The organism is Zeimonas sediminis (assembly GCF_023721795.1).
GTDB classification, from domain to species: domain Bacteria; phylum Pseudomonadota; class Gammaproteobacteria; order Burkholderiales; family Burkholderiaceae_E; genus Zeimonas; species Zeimonas sediminis.
In genome coordinates this window covers 31077-44521 of the sequence record NZ_JAMQYE010000001.1, presented here as the reverse complement: position 1 = coordinate 44521, position 13445 = coordinate 31077, and the positions used below count along the sequence as shown (strand labels likewise).

Annotated in this window: 12 protein-coding genes; 4 read left to right on the top strand and 8 right to left on the bottom strand. The window is 72.4% G+C overall.

The features are described 5' to 3' along the window. Positions 1–12 precede the first annotated feature (12 nt). Positions 13–1539: an amidase gene (locus tag M6I34_RS00225; RefSeq protein ID WP_272483712.1), complete on the top strand. Its 1527-nt coding sequence runs from the start codon at positions 13–15 to the stop codon at positions 1537–1539. On the opposite strand, the gene M6I34_RS00220 is transcribed toward M6I34_RS00225, so the two are convergent. The 4 genes from M6I34_RS00220 to M6I34_RS00205 all read right to left on the bottom strand — a co-directional run bounded on the left by M6I34_RS00220 (position 1527) and on the right by M6I34_RS00205 (position 6203). Next, positions 1527–2822 (bottom strand): MFS transporter, encoded by a 1296-nt coding sequence (locus tag M6I34_RS00220; RefSeq protein WP_272483711.1) that lies wholly within the window; start codon positions 2820–2822, stop codon positions 1527–1529. The genes M6I34_RS00225 and M6I34_RS00220 overlap by 13 nt on opposite strands. A 67-nt stretch (positions 2823–2889) precedes the next feature. Continuing rightward, a complete protein-coding gene (locus M6I34_RS00215) occupies positions 2890–3300 on the bottom strand; it encodes a GlcG/HbpS family heme-binding protein (protein ID WP_272483710.1) in 411 nt (136 codons plus the stop codon). A 79-nt stretch (positions 3301–3379) separates the two neighbouring features. After that, positions 3380–4249 carry a YdcF family protein gene (locus tag M6I34_RS00210; RefSeq protein WP_272483709.1) on the bottom strand — a complete coding sequence of 290 codons (870 nt, stop codon included), beginning with the start codon at positions 4247–4249 and terminating at the stop codon, positions 3380–3382. A 7-nt stretch (positions 4250–4256) separates the two neighbouring features. After that, positions 4257–6203, bottom strand: a complete 1947-nt coding sequence (locus tag M6I34_RS00205; RefSeq protein WP_272483708.1) for a propionate--CoA ligase — start codon at positions 6201–6203, stop codon at positions 4257–4259. 159 nt (positions 6204–6362) lie between these two features. Between M6I34_RS00205 and M6I34_RS00200 the strand changes: the two genes are divergently transcribed. Next, complete coding sequence (locus tag M6I34_RS00200; RefSeq protein ID WP_272483707.1) at positions 6363–6947, top strand: C40 family peptidase; 585 nt, start codon at positions 6363–6365, stop codon at positions 6945–6947. Here M6I34_RS00200 and M6I34_RS00195 read toward each other — a convergent pair. Next, the gene (locus M6I34_RS00195; RefSeq protein WP_272483706.1) at positions 6920–7243 is read right to left on the bottom strand and encodes a DUF2325 domain-containing protein; all 324 of its coding nucleotides are present in this window, start codon (positions 7241–7243) and stop codon (positions 6920–6922) included. The two genes, M6I34_RS00200 and M6I34_RS00195, sit on opposite strands and share 28 nt — an antisense overlap. A 148-nt stretch (positions 7244–7391) precedes the next feature. Between M6I34_RS00195 and M6I34_RS00190 the strand changes: the two genes are divergently transcribed. Then, entirely contained in the window at positions 7392–8447 is a 1056-nt protein-coding gene (locus M6I34_RS00190) for a Fe(3+) ABC transporter substrate-binding protein (RefSeq protein WP_272483705.1), read from the top strand. A gap of 124 nt (positions 8448–8571) precedes the next feature. Here the strand turns inward: M6I34_RS00190 and M6I34_RS00185 are convergent, their stop codons facing one another. Together M6I34_RS00185 and M6I34_RS00180 are read right to left on the bottom strand one after the other, a co-directional pair. After that, a complete protein-coding gene (locus tag M6I34_RS00185) occupies positions 8572–8919 on the bottom strand; it encodes a RidA family protein (RefSeq protein ID WP_272483704.1) in 348 nt (115 codons plus the stop codon). A gap of 2 nt (positions 8920–8921) precedes the next feature. Further along, positions 8922–9809, bottom strand: a complete 888-nt coding sequence (locus tag M6I34_RS00180) for an alpha/beta fold hydrolase (RefSeq protein WP_272483703.1) — start codon at positions 9807–9809, stop codon at positions 8922–8924. A 119-nt stretch (positions 9810–9928) separates the two neighbouring features. On the opposite strand from M6I34_RS00180, the gene M6I34_RS00175 reads away from it, so the two are divergent. Beyond that, positions 9929–10711, top strand: coding sequence for a 3-hydroxybutyrate dehydrogenase (locus tag M6I34_RS00175; RefSeq protein WP_272483702.1), 783 nt, complete (start codon positions 9929–9931; stop codon positions 10709–10711). Positions 10712–10786: 75 nt separating this feature from the next. On the opposite strand, the gene M6I34_RS00170 is transcribed toward M6I34_RS00175, so the two are convergent. Beyond that, positions 10787–13390 (bottom strand): DNA internalization-related competence protein ComEC/Rec2, encoded by a 2604-nt coding sequence (locus tag M6I34_RS00170; protein ID WP_272483701.1) that lies wholly within the window; start codon positions 13388–13390, stop codon positions 10787–10789. Positions 13391–13445 lie beyond the last annotated feature (55 nt).

Here is a 13445-nt window from a genome sequence, read left to right as displayed (position 1 = left end):
CCCTCCCCACCCATGCCCGATCACGACGCAATCGCCCTCGCCGAGCGGATCGCCGCCGGCCAGCTCGGCGCCCTCGAGGCCCTCGACGCGGCCATCGCCCGCTGCGAGGCGGTGAACGCCGAGATCAACGCGGTCTGCAACCCGGTCTACGAGCTGGCACGCGAGCAGGCGCGCGCGATCGACGCGGAACTCGCTCAGGCCCGCAAGAACGCCGGCGGCATCCAGGCCCTGCGCCGCCAGCGTCCGTTCCTCGGCGTGCCCAGCCTGCTGAAGGACCTGTCTACCCCGGCGATCGGGATTCCGTCGACGATGGGCTCGCGGCTGTTCGGCCGCATCGACTGGCCGGTCGACGGCGCGCTGGTGGAGCGCTATCGCCGCGCGGGCTTCGTCCTCTTCGGCCGGACCACCAGCCCGGAGATGGGCATCAGCCCCTCGACCGAGGCGCTCGCCTACGGCGGGCCGACCCGCAATCCGTGGTCGACCCGGCACAGCCCGGGCGGCTCGAGCGGCGGCGCCGCTGCGGCGGTCGCCTCGGACATGGTCACGATCGCCCACGCGTCGGACGGCGCCGGCTCGATCCGGATTCCGGCGACCAACTGCGGCCTGTTCGGCCTGAAGCCCAGCCGCGGCCTGATCCCGGCGGGTCCGCTGGCCGGCGAAGGCTGGGGCGGGCTCGCGACCGAGCACTTCGTGACCCGCTCGGTGCGCGACAGCGCGCTCGCGCTCGACGTCTCGGCGGGTGCCGACATCGGTGCGCCCTACGCGTCCCCCGCCCGCCCGGCCTCTTACCTGGCCGAGGTCGAAGAGGCGCTTGCCTGGCTCGATGCGCCGGCAGGTCGGCGGGCGCCGCTGCGCATCGCCTGCACCTGGCGGACCTTCGACGGGGAACCGGTGCATCCCGAGGTCGAGGCGGCAGTCCGCGAGGCTGCCCGGCTGCTCGAGTCCTTCGGTCACGTCGTCGAAGAGAGCGCGCCGCCGGTGCGCACGCTCGACGTGCTCGAGCCGATGCTCGAGGTGATCGCCAGCGGCACCGCGATGGCGGTCGACGTCTTCGAGCGCAAGCGCGGCCGGCCTGCCGGCGAAAACGAGCTCGAACCCACGACCCGTTCGGCCGTGGCCTTCGGCCGCAGCCTGTCGGGCCCGCGCTACCTGGAGTCGCTGTCCACGCTGCACCGGCTCACCCGGCAGGTGGGTCCTTTCATGCACGGCGACGGGAGCCCGGACTCGGGTTACGACCTGATGCTGAGCCCGGTGCTGGCCAGCCCGCCGATCGAACTCGGCCGCATCGCGATGAGCCACCCGGACTTCATCGAGTACCGGATCGGCCCGAACGGGATCATCCGCTACTCGCCGTTCACGCCGCTCGCGAACGCCACCGGCCAGCCTTCGGCGGCGGTCCCGTTCGCGCGCGGTGAGGGAAATCTCCCGATCGGCGTGATGCTGACCGGCCGCTTCGGCGAGGACCACCGCGTGCTGCAGGCGGCCGCGCAGATCGAGCGGGCGCGCCCCTGGCCGGCCTTCGCGCCCTATCGACGCTGAGCGGCCCGCTCGCCTCGGGCCATGTCGATGCCGGCCAGCAGCAGCAGGCCCACCACGAAGAACAGGCCGGTGCACAGGATCGCCACCCGGTGGTTGCCGGTGGTGAGCCAGGTCACCAGGCCGTAGGTCAGCGGGCCGACGATCGCCGCGACCCGCACCGCCAGCGCCCACAGCCCGAAGAATTCGGCGAGCCGGCCGGCCGGCGCCAGCGCCCCGACCATGGCCCGTCCGCAGGACTGGCTCGAGCCCATGCACAGGCCGGCCAGCACTGCGGCCAGCCAGAACATCGCGAGGCTGCTGCCCAGTCCGGCGACCAGCACCATCGCGATCCAGCCGACGAGGGTGAAGGCCAGCGAGCGCCGGTGCCCGAGACGGTCCTGCAGGTAGCCGAAGCCGAACGCGCCCAGCGCCGACGCGATGTTGACCACGAAGACCAGCGCCATCGTCTGCGTCTGCGTGAAACGCATGACCTGCTCGGCGTAGACCGCCGCCAGCGCGATGACGACCGCGATGCCGGCCTGGTAGAAGGCCCCGCAGACGAGCAGCCTGCGGAAGTCGACGAAGCGCCCCGACTCGCGCCAGGTTCGGCGAAGCCGCGCGAGCGCGTCGCCCAGCCCCGCGCCGGCCGCCCCGGCCTGCGGCACCGCACGCTCGCGCAGCAGCGCGAAGGTGGGCACTGCCGCGATCGCGAAGACCGCCGCGGTGATCAGCATCGTGACCGGCACGAAGTCGGCGGCGCCCTCGCCGCGCGCCTGGGCCGACATCACCCAGGCCAGCGACAGGCCGAGGGTCAGCATGCCGCCGAAGTAGCCGAAGCTCCAGCCCCAGCCCGACACCCTGCCCAGCGCGTGCGGCCTCGCGAGTTCCGGCAGGAAGGCCGCGACCAGGGACTCGCCGGTGTTGTAGAACCAGTTCGCGACGACCACGAGCAGCATGGCCATCACCACGCTGCCCGGCTGCGCGAGCGCGAGCCCCGCCGTGCCGAGCACGCAGCCGAGCGTGGAGAGCAGCAGCAGCGGCTTCTTGGCCGCGCGGGCGTCGGCCCACGCGCCGATGGCCGGCATCGTGAGGATGACCAGCAGGCTGGACAGCGCCAGCGCGCCGGTCCACGCGAGCGTGGCCCAGGGCGCGTTGCCGGCCACCGCGCCGACGAAGTAGGCGTTGAACACCGCGGTCAGCACCACCGTGGTGAAGCCCGAGTTCGCGAAGTCGTACATCGACCACGCGAAGACCTCGCGCGGCGCGACGCCCGGGTTCAGCGCATCCTTGTCGAAGATCGCCATCGTGCGTCGCAGCCTCCAGTGAGGTGAGTGATGCGGGGCGGTGCGCCTGCCCCGGGCCGCCAGCCGTTCAGCCGAGCTTCAGCGCCGCGATGCCCGCCTTGCCGATCTGGACGTCCTCGCTCGACTTGACGCCCGACACGCCGACCGCGCCGACGCAGTGGCCGTCGACGACGATCGGCACGCCCCCCTCCAGCATGCCCTCGATCTCGGGCGCGGACAGGAAGGAGTAGCGGCCGCCGTTGATCATGTCCTCGTAGCCCTTGGTCTCGCGCCGGCCGAGCGCGGCGGTGCGCGCCTTGGCGGGCGCGATGTAGCTCGAGATCGGCGCGGCGCCGTCCAGGCGCTGCAGCCAGAGCAGGTGGCCGCCGTCGTCGACCACCGCGATCGTGACGGCCCAGCCGTTGCGGCGGGCTTCGGCCTCGGCGGCGGCGGCGATCGCGCGGGCGTCGTCGGTACTGAGGAAGGGCTTCGTGTTCATGCTGGCTCGATTCCTGGCAGGGGGCGAAAAAGCGCCGATTGTATCGATCGGCCCGCTCCGCTGCGCATCGGCCCTCCCCTCAGCGACCCGTCAGGCGGTACCAGAGCCGACCCAGCACTTCGTGCGACGCACGGTAGGCGAGCGCCGCCGCGCTGCCCGAGGGCACGAGGTCCTGCAGGCCGAACTCGAAATCGCCGCCGGCGAACCCGTGCGGCGCCGGCAGCACGGCCAGGCCGGCCTTGCGGAACGAGGATTCCGCGCGCGGCATGTGATAGGCGTGGGTGACCAGGATCACGCGGCGCACCCCTGCCTTGCCCAGCATCTCGGCCGCGTTGCGGGCGTTCTCGCCGGTGTCGCGCGAGCTTTCCTCGACCCAGCGCACCGGCGTGCCGAACGACTGCTCGAGCGCGCGCTTCATCAGCGAGGCCTCGCTGGCCATGCCCTCGCGCGACACCCCGCCGCTGACCAGCACCGGCAGGCGCGTCGTGCGCGCGACCCAGGCGCCGTGCGCCAGCCGCTCGAGCGTCAGGGGCCTGACGAGCGCCTTGTCCGGCGTTTCGCGTCCGTCGCGGCGGCTGCCGCCGGCCAGGATGACGATCGCCTGAGGCGGCTCGCGGCCCGCCATCGCCGCGCGCAGCGACTCGACGGTCTGGCCGCGTTGCGCGCCGCCCTCGGCCAGCGACGCGAGCCACCACGCGCCGGCGCCCGACGAAAACACCCAGGCGGCGAGCAGGCCCAGCCAGGCGAGCAGGCGGCCGGCGCGCGGCGATCGGCGCAGCAGCAGCAGCCCCAGCGCCGCGACCAGCAGCGGCAGGGCGGGCGGCAGCAACAGCGCGCCGAGAAGCCGGCGCGGCAGCGCCGCGTCGACGCCTGACGCCAGGCCGGCGGCGAGCACCGACAGCTGGCCGGGCAGTTGGCCGAGCCAGGCCAGGACGCTTTCGATCTCCACGGCCGCCTCAGCGCGGCGCGAGCGCGGCGCGCACCTGGTCGAGCGCGGCGGCGTCCTCGATCGTGGTCAGGTCGCCGGCCTCGCGGCCTTCGCAGAGGGCCTGGATCGAACGGCGCAGCACCTTGCCCGAGCGGGTCTTGGGCAGCATCGTCACGAAGTGGACCCGCGCCGGGCGCGCCACCGCCCCGAGCTGGCGATCGACGGTGGCCATCAGCTCGCCTTCGAGCGCGAGCCGGTCGGCGTCGGCCTGCACCCGCGACGGATCCTTCAGCACCGCGAAGGCCACGGCGACCTGTCCCTTCAGCGCATCGGCCACGCCGACGACCGCGCATTCGGCCACGGCCGGATGGCTCGACAGGCTCTCCTCGATCTCGCGGGTGCCGAGCCGGTGGCCGGCGACGTTGATCACGTCGTCGGTGCGGCCGAGGATGAACCAGTAGCCGTCGGCGTCGCGCATGCCCCAGTCGAAGGTCGAATAGGCCTGGCGCCCCGGAATGCTGGCGAAATAGGTGTTCACGAAGCGCTCGTCGTCGCGCCAGACCGTCTGCATGCAGCCCGGCGGCAGCGGCGGGACGATCGCCACGACCCCCTTCTCGCCGGGGCCGACCTCCTCGCCGGTGCGTTCGTGCAGCAGGCGCACGTCGTAGCCGTACATCGGCATGCCGGGCGAGCCGAAGCGCGGCGGGGTCTTCTCGATGCCGTGTGCGAGCGTCAGGATCGGCCAGCCCGTCTCGGTCTGCCAGTAGTTGTCGATGACCGGGCAGCCCAGCCCCTCGGCGATCCACCTGGCGGTGGGTTCGTCGAGCGGCTCGCCGGCCAGGAACAGCGCGCGCAGCGACGAGATGTCGTGGCGCTTGAGCCAGGAAGGATCCTGCTTCTTCAGCACCCGGATCGCGGTCGGCGCCGAGAACATCAAGGTGACCCGGTGCTTCTCGACCAGACGCCAGAGGATGCCGGGATCCGGGCGCAACGGCGTGCCTTCGTAGACGATCGTGGCCATGCCGGCGATCAGCGGGCCGTAGACGATGTAGGAGTGCCCGACCACCCAGCCGATGTCGCTGGACGAGAAGTAGGTCTCGCCGGCCTGGCCGCAGAAGATGTGCTTCATCGACGCCGCCAGCGCGACCGCGTAGCCGCCGACGTCGCGCTGCACGCCCTTGGGCTTGCCGGTGGTGCCCGAGGTGTACAGCGTGTAGCTGACTTCGTTCGACTCCAGCCAGGTGACCGGCACCTCGGCGTCCAGGTGCTTCTCGCGCAGCGCGGCCCAATCGTGGTCGCGCCGGTCGACGCGGACCATCGGCGCCAGGCCGCGGTCGACCAGCAGCACCGCGTTCGGCGAGTGACTGGCGAGTTCGAGCGCCTCGTCGAGCAGCGGCTTGTAGGCGATCACCTTGCCGTTGCGCGAGCCGGCGTCGGCGCTGACGATCAGCCTGGGCTCGGCGTCGTCGATCCGGCTGGCCAGGCTGTGCGAGGCGAATCCGCCGAACACCACCGAATGGATCGCGCCGATCCGGGCGCAGGCGAGCATCGCGACGACCGCCTCGGCGATCATCGGCATGTAGATCAGCACCCGATCGCCGCGCCCCACGCCGAGCTCCTGCATCGCGGCGGCCATCCGGTTGACCTCGCGGTGCAGCTCGCGAAAGCTCAGCGTGCGCGACTGGTCGACCTCGGAGGACTCCCAGATCAGCGCCGGCCGGTCGCCGAGCGTGGCCAGGTGACGGTCGACCGCGTTGTGGCAGAGGTTGGTCTGCCCGCCGACGAACCAGCGGGTGAACGGCAACCGGGAATCGTCGAGCACCCGCTCGAAGGGCACGTGCCAGTCGATCAGCCTGGCCTGCTCGGCCCAGAAGCCCTCGCGGTCCTCGATCGATCGCCGGTGGAATGCCGCCAGCCCGGCCGCCTGATCGGCGGCCCCGACGTTGCCCGGGCCCGGTGCCTGCGCTGCGCTCATCGTCCCCTCCTGAATGCTCGCCCGCGTCCGGCGCGGGCCGATGCCTGTGCCGGACATTCTACGGACGAGGCTTGCGCGGGGCTTACCGGCGCGTTTTTGACAAGGGGAAAATCGATCGTTTACGCTTCGCCGATGCGCGGCGGACCGATTCGTTCGAAGATGTTCCTGGCTTCGGCCATCCTGCTCGCGGCCGTCGCCGTGCAGCCGGGGCGCGCGCTCGCGGCCGAGCCGGCCGCCGTGACGCTGGCCGCCGAGCCGTCCGTGGCCGAGGGCCAGCGCCCGAATGCCGCGACCGAACTGGTGCTGCGCTCGCTGTCGCTGCTCGGTGTCAACTACAAGTGGGGCGGCAACTCCCCCGACAGCGGCCTCGACTGCAGCGGCCTGGTACGGCTGGTGTACGAGGAAACCCTAGGCAAGGTGCTGCCCCGCCGCTCGGTCGAAATGAGCCGCGAGGGCGAAGCGGTGAGCCGGCACGAGCTGAAGCCCGGCGACCTGGTCTTCTTCAACACCTTGCGCCGCGCCTTCTCGCACGTGGGCATCTACATCGGCGACAACCAGTTCGTGCACGCCCCTTCCAGGGGCAAGCAGGTGCGCGTCGAGTCGCTCGACAGCGGCTACTGGTCCAGGCGCTTCAACGGCGCCCGCAGGCTGCTCGCCGCCGACGACCACGCGCCGGCCGCGGCGTTCGAGCGGCCGCGCCAGTCATTGCCCGCCGCTCAGCGGATCGAGCTCGGCGAGCTCTGAGCCTTCGCCTCGGCGCCGCTCCCGGCCAGCGCCGACTTCAGGCTGCACACCGAACGCCTGCAAGCGACGATTCGCACGCCCTGCCGGCGGGCCGCCTCGCGGTAGCCGCGCATCACGTTGTGCCCGAGGAAGTCGGTGAACAGGATCAGCAGGTCGATGCCCGCCGGCATGCTCGGATCCGCGCGCTGCGCGGCGCGGTCCCTGCCGGACACGTGACGGGCGATCCCGATCCCGTGACCCGCCAGCAGTTCCGGGATGTTCCCCAGCCTGTCGGCTCCTACGATCAGTGCCTTCATCGTGATTCGCTCCTTCCCGGTTCGCCCCGATGCTAATGCGAATCCTCATCATTCGCAGACATCGCGTCAACTGTATTGCGAATCTTTCTCGTTTGTATTAACCTGAGGTCGTTCCATCCACAGTCAGATCACCGACGACGACACGACCATGATCCGAAAGACCCTCTCCTCCGCCCTGCCCGCCGCGCTGGCGGCCGCGCTTTCGCTGGCGGCGCCCGCCGCCTCGGCCCAGGCCGACAAGGTGCTGAACCTCTACTCGGCCCGCCACTACCAGACCGACGAGGCCCTGTACGCCGAATTCACGAAGCAGACCGGCATCAAGATCAACCGGATCGAGGCCGGCGACGAGGCGCTGCTCGAGCGCCTGCGCAACGAGGGCGCCAACAGCCCTGCCGACGTCGTGCTGCTGGTCGACGCGGCCCGGCTCTGGAAGGCCCAGATCGAAGGCCTGTTCCAGCCGGTCAAGTCGAAGCTGCTCGACGAGCGCATCCCGGCGCACCTGCGCGGCAAGGACGACGGCAAGGGCGCCGAGTGGTACGGATTCGCGACCCGCGCGCGCGTGATCGTCTACAACAAGGCGTCGGTGAACCCCGACATGGTGCGCAACTACGAGGACCTCGCCCGCCCCGAGCTGAAGGGCAAGGTGTGCACCCGATCGGGCGCGCATCCGTACATGCTGTCGCTGATCGGTGCGATCTCCGAGCACGTGGGCGAGCAGAAGGCCGAGCAATGGGCGAGCGGCGTCGTGGCCAATTTCGCGCGCAAGCCGCGCGGCGGCGACACCGACCAGGTCCGAGCGGTCGCGAGCGGCGAGTGCCAGGTCGCGCTGAGCAACAGCTACTACCTGGTGCGCCTGATGAAGTCCGACAAGCCGGCGGACCGCGCGGTGATGGAGAAGGTCGGGGTGATCTGGCCGAACCAGGCCACGACCGGGACCCACGTCAACGTGTCGGGCGCCGGCGTCGCGAAGAACGCGCCGCATCGCGAGGCCGCGATCCGCTTCCTCGAGTACCTGGCCAGCGACAGCGCCCAGCGCTACTTCGCCGACGGCAGCAACGAGTGGCCCGCCGCCAAGGGCGTGCAGTCCACCAATGCGGCGCTGCGCTCGCTCGGCGAGTTCAAGGCCGACGACCTGTCGGTCGCCTCGATCGGGCGCGCGCAGGTCACTGCGGCGAAGATCGTCGACCGGGTCGGCTGGCGCTGAGCGCGGCCCGTCCGCGCCGTATCGGCGCGGCTGCGAGAAACGAAAAAGGCGCGCCAGAGGGCGCGCCTTCCTGCGTTCGGCCACCGACCGGATTCGCCCCGGCCGCTGGCGATCGCAGCCTCGCTCAGCAGGCGGCGATCACCTTGATCTCCACCTTGTAGTCCGGCGTTGCGAGCTTCGCCTCGACGGTGGCGCGCGCCGGCGTGTGGCCCTCGGGCACCCAGGCGTCCCAGACCGAGTTCATCGCGGCGAAGTCGGCCATGTCGGCCAGGAAGATCTGCGCCTGCAGGATCCGGGTCTTGTCGGTGCCGGCCTCGACCAGCAGGCGGTCGATCGCCGCGAGCACCTGGCGGGTCTGGCCGACGACATCCTGCTTCGGATCCTCGGCAACCTGGCCGGCCAGGTAGACGGTGCCGTTGTGGATCACGGCCTCGGACATGCGCTTGCCCACGTGCAGACGCTGGATCGTCATGTTCACTCCTCGTTGAGAAAATCTTGCACCGCGGCGATCTGCTCGTCGGCGATCAGGGTCGGCGCGTGGCCGACCCCGTCGAACTCGACGACCCGGGCGCGCGGGCCGCGCGCGCTCATCGCCGCCACCACCTGCGCGGGCAGGATGTCGGAGTTCGCGCCCCGGATCGCCAGCGTCGGGCAGGCAATCGCGTCCCACATCGGCCACAGGTCGGGCTGCGGAAGGCCGGCGAGCGCGCGGAACGGCACCGCGATCGCCGGGTCGTAGTGGTAGCCCCAGCGCTCGCCCTTGCGGATCACGTAGTGCCGCGACAGCAGCCGGAACTGCGCGTCGGTGTGCGGGCCGAAGTCGCGCATCAGTTCGCGCAGCGTAGCCTCGCCCTGCTCGAAGCTGTCGAACGACGGGTCGTCGCCGACGTAGCCGGCGATCCGCTCGAGGCCCGCCGGGTCGATGTGCGGGCCGATGTCGTTGAGCACCAGGCGGCCGATCGGGTTGCCCGGCAGCGAGGCCAGGGTCATGCCGATCAGGCCGCCCATCGAGGTGCCGACCCAGTCGACCTTGTCGACGTCGAGGCGCGCGATCAGCGTGACGCAATCGGCCAGGTACTGCGGGATGCCGTAGAGCATCGGGTCGGCCAGCCGGTCCGAGCGTCCGCGCCCGGCGATGTCGGGGCAGACCACCCGGTGGCGCTCCGAGAGCCGCGCCGCCAGCGCGTCGAAATCGCGCCCGTTGCGGGTGAGCCCGTGCACGCAGACGATGGTGCCCTTCCCCGCCGGGCCGCCTTCGCGGGCGTCCCACTGCCAGTAGGCGAGCCGGTGCAGCCCCTTCGGACTGGCGCAGGTGACGTGCCGCAGGACGGGTTCGGGAAGCTGGGGCGTTTCGGACTGCATCGCGGGCTGGGTCGGCTCGGGGCGGGGCGCGGGCGGTGCCGCGATCGGCACCCGCTACCGGGCAAGGGACGGCGAGCGCCGGAGGACTAGAATCCCGGGAATTGTACAAGGGAGCGAAGATGATCGAAGGCAAGCTGGCACTGGTCACCGGCTCGACGAGCGGAATCGGCCTGGGCATCGCCGACGCGCTGGCCGCGCGAGGCGCCAACGTGGTGCTGAACGGTTTCGGCGACGCCGCCGAGATCGAGCGGCTGCGCGCCGACATGGAAAAGCGGCACGGCGTGAAGGTCGAGTTCGAGCACGCCGACCTGATGAAGACCGCCGAGGTCGAGTCGCTGGTTTCGCGGCTGGTCGCGCGGCACGGCGCGATCGACATCCTGGTCAACAACGCCGGCATCCAGCACGTGGCGCCGGTCGAGAGCTTTCCGGCGGACCGCTGGGACGCGGTGATCGCCCTGAACCTGTCGGCGGCCTTCCACGCCACCCGCTGCGCGCTGCCTGGCATGCGCGAGCGCAACTGGGGGCGGATCATCAACATCGCCTCGGTGCACGGGCTGGTCGCCTCGGTCGAGAAGGCGGCCTACATCGCCGCCAAGCACGGCATCGTCGGGCTCACGAAGACGGTGGCCCTCGAGACCGCGCGCACCGGCGTCACCTGCAATGCGATCTGCCCCGGCTGGGTGCTGACGCCGCTGGTCCAGAAGCAGATCGACGCGCGAGCGGCCGCCGCCGGCATCAGCGTCGACGAGGCCAAGGTGGCGCTGCTCTCCGAGAAGCAGCCCTCGCAGGAGTTCGTGACGCCGCAGCAGCTCGGCGAGCTGGCGGTGTTCCTGTGCTCCGACGCCGCCAGCCAGGTGCGCGGCGTGGCCTGGGCCATGGACGGCGGCTGGACCGCGCAGTAGACCAGGCCGGCTGCGGGCGATCCCCCGACGTCGGTCACTCGCGGCATCGCACCTCCGGGAGCGTTCGCCCCGCGGTCAGTCCACCCGGATCCGCCAGTAGCGACGATCGTCCCGGCGCAGCCGGGTCACGAGCGGCGGTCGGCCCGCACCGCGCAGCGTGACCGAGACGGCGCCGTCCCGGTCGGTGCGCAGCAGCTCGATCCCGGCCGCCCGGTAGCGGGCCTGCGCCTTGTCGCCGGGGTGACGGAAGCGGTTGCGGTAGCCGGCCTGGGCGATCGCCAGCGCCGGCGCCACCGCGCGCAGGAAGGGCAGCGACGAGGATCCGTTGCTGCCGTGGTGCGGAGCGACCAGCAGGTCGGCCCGCAGCGCGTCGGACCCGAGCTTCTCGACCAGGAAACGCTCCTGGGCGCTCTCGATGTCGCCGGTCAGCAGCACGACGCCTGCCGGCGACGCGATCCGCAGCACGCAGCTGCTCGCGTTCGTTTCCGACTTCCGGGACGTGGTCCGCTCGGGGCCCGGGTGCAGGAACTCGAAGTCGACCTCGCCCCAGCGCCAGCGGTGCCCGCGCCAGCAGCGGTGGCGCGTCGCCGCGCCGGCCAGCGCGGGGTGATCGTCGTCCAGCGAGCTGGCGACCCAGTCGACGGTCACGCCGGCCAGCACGCTGGCGCTGCCGCCGGCGTGGTCGTCGTCGGCGTGCGAAACGACGACCGCCTCGAGCCGCTCGATGCCGCGCGCACGCAGCCAGGGCACGAGCACGCGCGCGCCGGCCTCGGACCCGCCGCCATAGCGCGGCCCGGTGTCGAAGAGCAGCCGTCCGGCCGGGGTCTCGACGACGATCGCCGAGCCCTGCCCGACGTCGAGCGCATTGACGACCAGGCTGCCCGGCGCCGGCCGCGCATCGGCCTGCGCGAACAAGGGCAGCAGCGCGGCGAAGGCAGCGGGCCGCCCGGGCAGGCGGAAGGGGGCGAGCAGCGCCGCAATTGCCGCCGCAGCGGCGAGCGTGACCGGCCAGGGCGGTGCCGGCAGCACCGCGATCGCGAATCGCGGCTCGGCCAGCGGGACCAGCGCGTCGAGCAGCCAGCCGGTCGCCGCGCAGACACCGGCCAGCACCGCCGAACCGAGCGGCGGAAAGGGCATCAGCAGCGCGGTGCCGAGCAGGGCCAGCGGCGTGATCACGATCGACACCAGCGGGATCGCGAAGGCATTGGCCAGGGGCCCGACCAGCGAGAAGCTCGAGAAGAACAGCGCGCCGAGCGGCAGCAGCGACAGGGTCGCCGCCCACTGCGTGCGGATCGCATCGGCAAGGGTGGAGCCGAGCCGGGCGCGCCAGCTCCGGGACGCGTGCCGGCCGGCGCTCGGCACCGGCACCTCCCGGGTGCCGTACCAGACGATTGCCGCCACCGAGGCGAACGACAGCCAGAACCCCGCCGACAGCGGCGCCCAGGGGTCCAGCAGCGTGACGACCGCCGCCGACAGCGCGAGCAGGCGGGCGAGCGACTGGCTTCGCCCGCCGAGCAGCGAGAAGCCGGCCACGGCCAGCATCCAGCAGGTGCGCTGGGCCGGGATGCCCCAGCCGGCCAGCGCCGAATAGCCGAAGGCCACCGCCAGCGCGAAGCCCCACTTCAGCCGGTCGGCCGGCAAGCGCTCCAGCATCGCCGATCGCCCGATCGCCGGATGGCGAAGCGCCCGGCGCGCGAGGCCGCCGGCCATGCCGGCGAGCATCGTGATGTGCAGGCCGGAAATGCTCATCAGGTGCCCGACGCCGGTCCGGTTGAAGGTGTCCCACCAGCGACCGGGAATCGCCGCCTGGTCGCCGACCGACAGCGCCGCGACCACGCCGGCCGCATCGGCCCGACGGTCGGCCAGCGCGGCCAGGATCGCGTCGCGCAGGACCGTGCGCAGCGCCTCGATCGCGGGACCGGGGCGCCAGCTGCGGCCGGCGAGCCGGCGGTTGGGCCAGGCCGGGTCGCGGCCGGCGCGCACGTAGCCGGTGGCCGCGATGCCTTCCTCGAGCGCGCGCAGCTCGGCGTCGAACGCATTGGCGTTGAGCAGCGCATGCGGCCGCTTGAGGCGGACCGTGAGCTGCCATCGCTCGCCCGGCCGGGGCGAGTCGGCGAGCGGCGCCGGCGGCGGCTCTTCGGGGCCTGCCGCGCCGGATCGCGACGCGCCGGATCGGCCCGCTCCGAAATGCCGGTACCAGGCGAGCCGGACGTCGAGTCCGGCCGGGCAAGCCGGGGCTCGCGCGGTGGCCGGATCGACGCAGGACTCGATCCGGAACGTGAACCGCTCGCCCCGCTCGAAGGACTGCGGCATTCCGGTCACGTGCCCGTGCACGACGAAGTCGACGCCCTCCTGGGCGGCGACGATCCGCGCGCCGAGCGCCAGGTCGGCACGCAGCATGGTCCAGCCCGCCGCGGCGACGAAGAGACCCGCCAGGCGCAGCGCCGCCAGGCCCTCGCGACGTGCCGCGGCGAGGCAGGCCAGCCCCGCGACGATCGCCGCGCTCGCCACGCCGGCGGGCGGCAGCGCGGGCAATCGGTGCACGGCCAGCGCAGCGAGGAGCACGGCCAGCGGCAACGGGGGCAACCAGGGCTCGAGGCGCCCGAGCAGGGCAAGCCCGCCGAGCCGGCTGAACCGGGCGAGCCCGCCGAACCGCTGCAATGACGGCCAGTCGTGCATCGGCCCATGCTGGCCGAAGGCCGACCCGCGCGCATCGGCCGGATGGCCGATCCCG

Coding starts and splice junctions, on each gene's coding strand:
- M6I34_RS00225 (WP_272483712.1), top strand. CDS start 13: ATGCCCGATCACGACGCAATCGCCCTCGCCGAGCGGATCGCCGCCGGC.
- M6I34_RS00220 (WP_272483711.1), bottom strand. CDS start 2,822: ATGGCGATCTTCGACAAGGATGCGCTGAACCCGGGCGTCGCGCCGCGC.
- M6I34_RS00215 (WP_272483710.1), bottom strand. CDS start 3,300: ATGAACACGAAGCCCTTCCTCAGTACCGACGACGCCCGCGCGATCGCC.
- M6I34_RS00205 (WP_272483708.1), bottom strand. CDS start 6,203: ATGAGCGCAGCGCAGGCACCGGGCCCGGGCAACGTCGGGGCCGCCGAT.
- M6I34_RS00200 (WP_272483707.1), top strand. CDS start 6,363: ATGTTCCTGGCTTCGGCCATCCTGCTCGCGGCCGTCGCCGTGCAGCCG.
- M6I34_RS00195 (WP_272483706.1), bottom strand. CDS start 7,243: ATGAAGGCACTGATCGTAGGAGCCGACAGGCTGGGGAACATCCCGGAA.
- M6I34_RS00190 (WP_272483705.1), top strand. CDS start 7,392: ATGATCCGAAAGACCCTCTCCTCCGCCCTGCCCGCCGCGCTGGCGGCC.
- M6I34_RS00185 (WP_272483704.1), bottom strand. CDS start 8,919: ATGACGATCCAGCGTCTGCACGTGGGCAAGCGCATGTCCGAGGCCGTG.
- M6I34_RS00180 (WP_272483703.1), bottom strand. CDS start 9,809: ATGCAGTCCGAAACGCCCCAGCTTCCCGAACCCGTCCTGCGGCACGTC.
- M6I34_RS00175 (WP_272483702.1), top strand. CDS start 9,929: ATGATCGAAGGCAAGCTGGCACTGGTCACCGGCTCGACGAGCGGAATC.
- M6I34_RS00170 (WP_272483701.1), bottom strand. CDS start 13,390: ATGCACGACTGGCCGTCATTGCAGCGGTTCGGCGGGCTCGCCCGGTTC.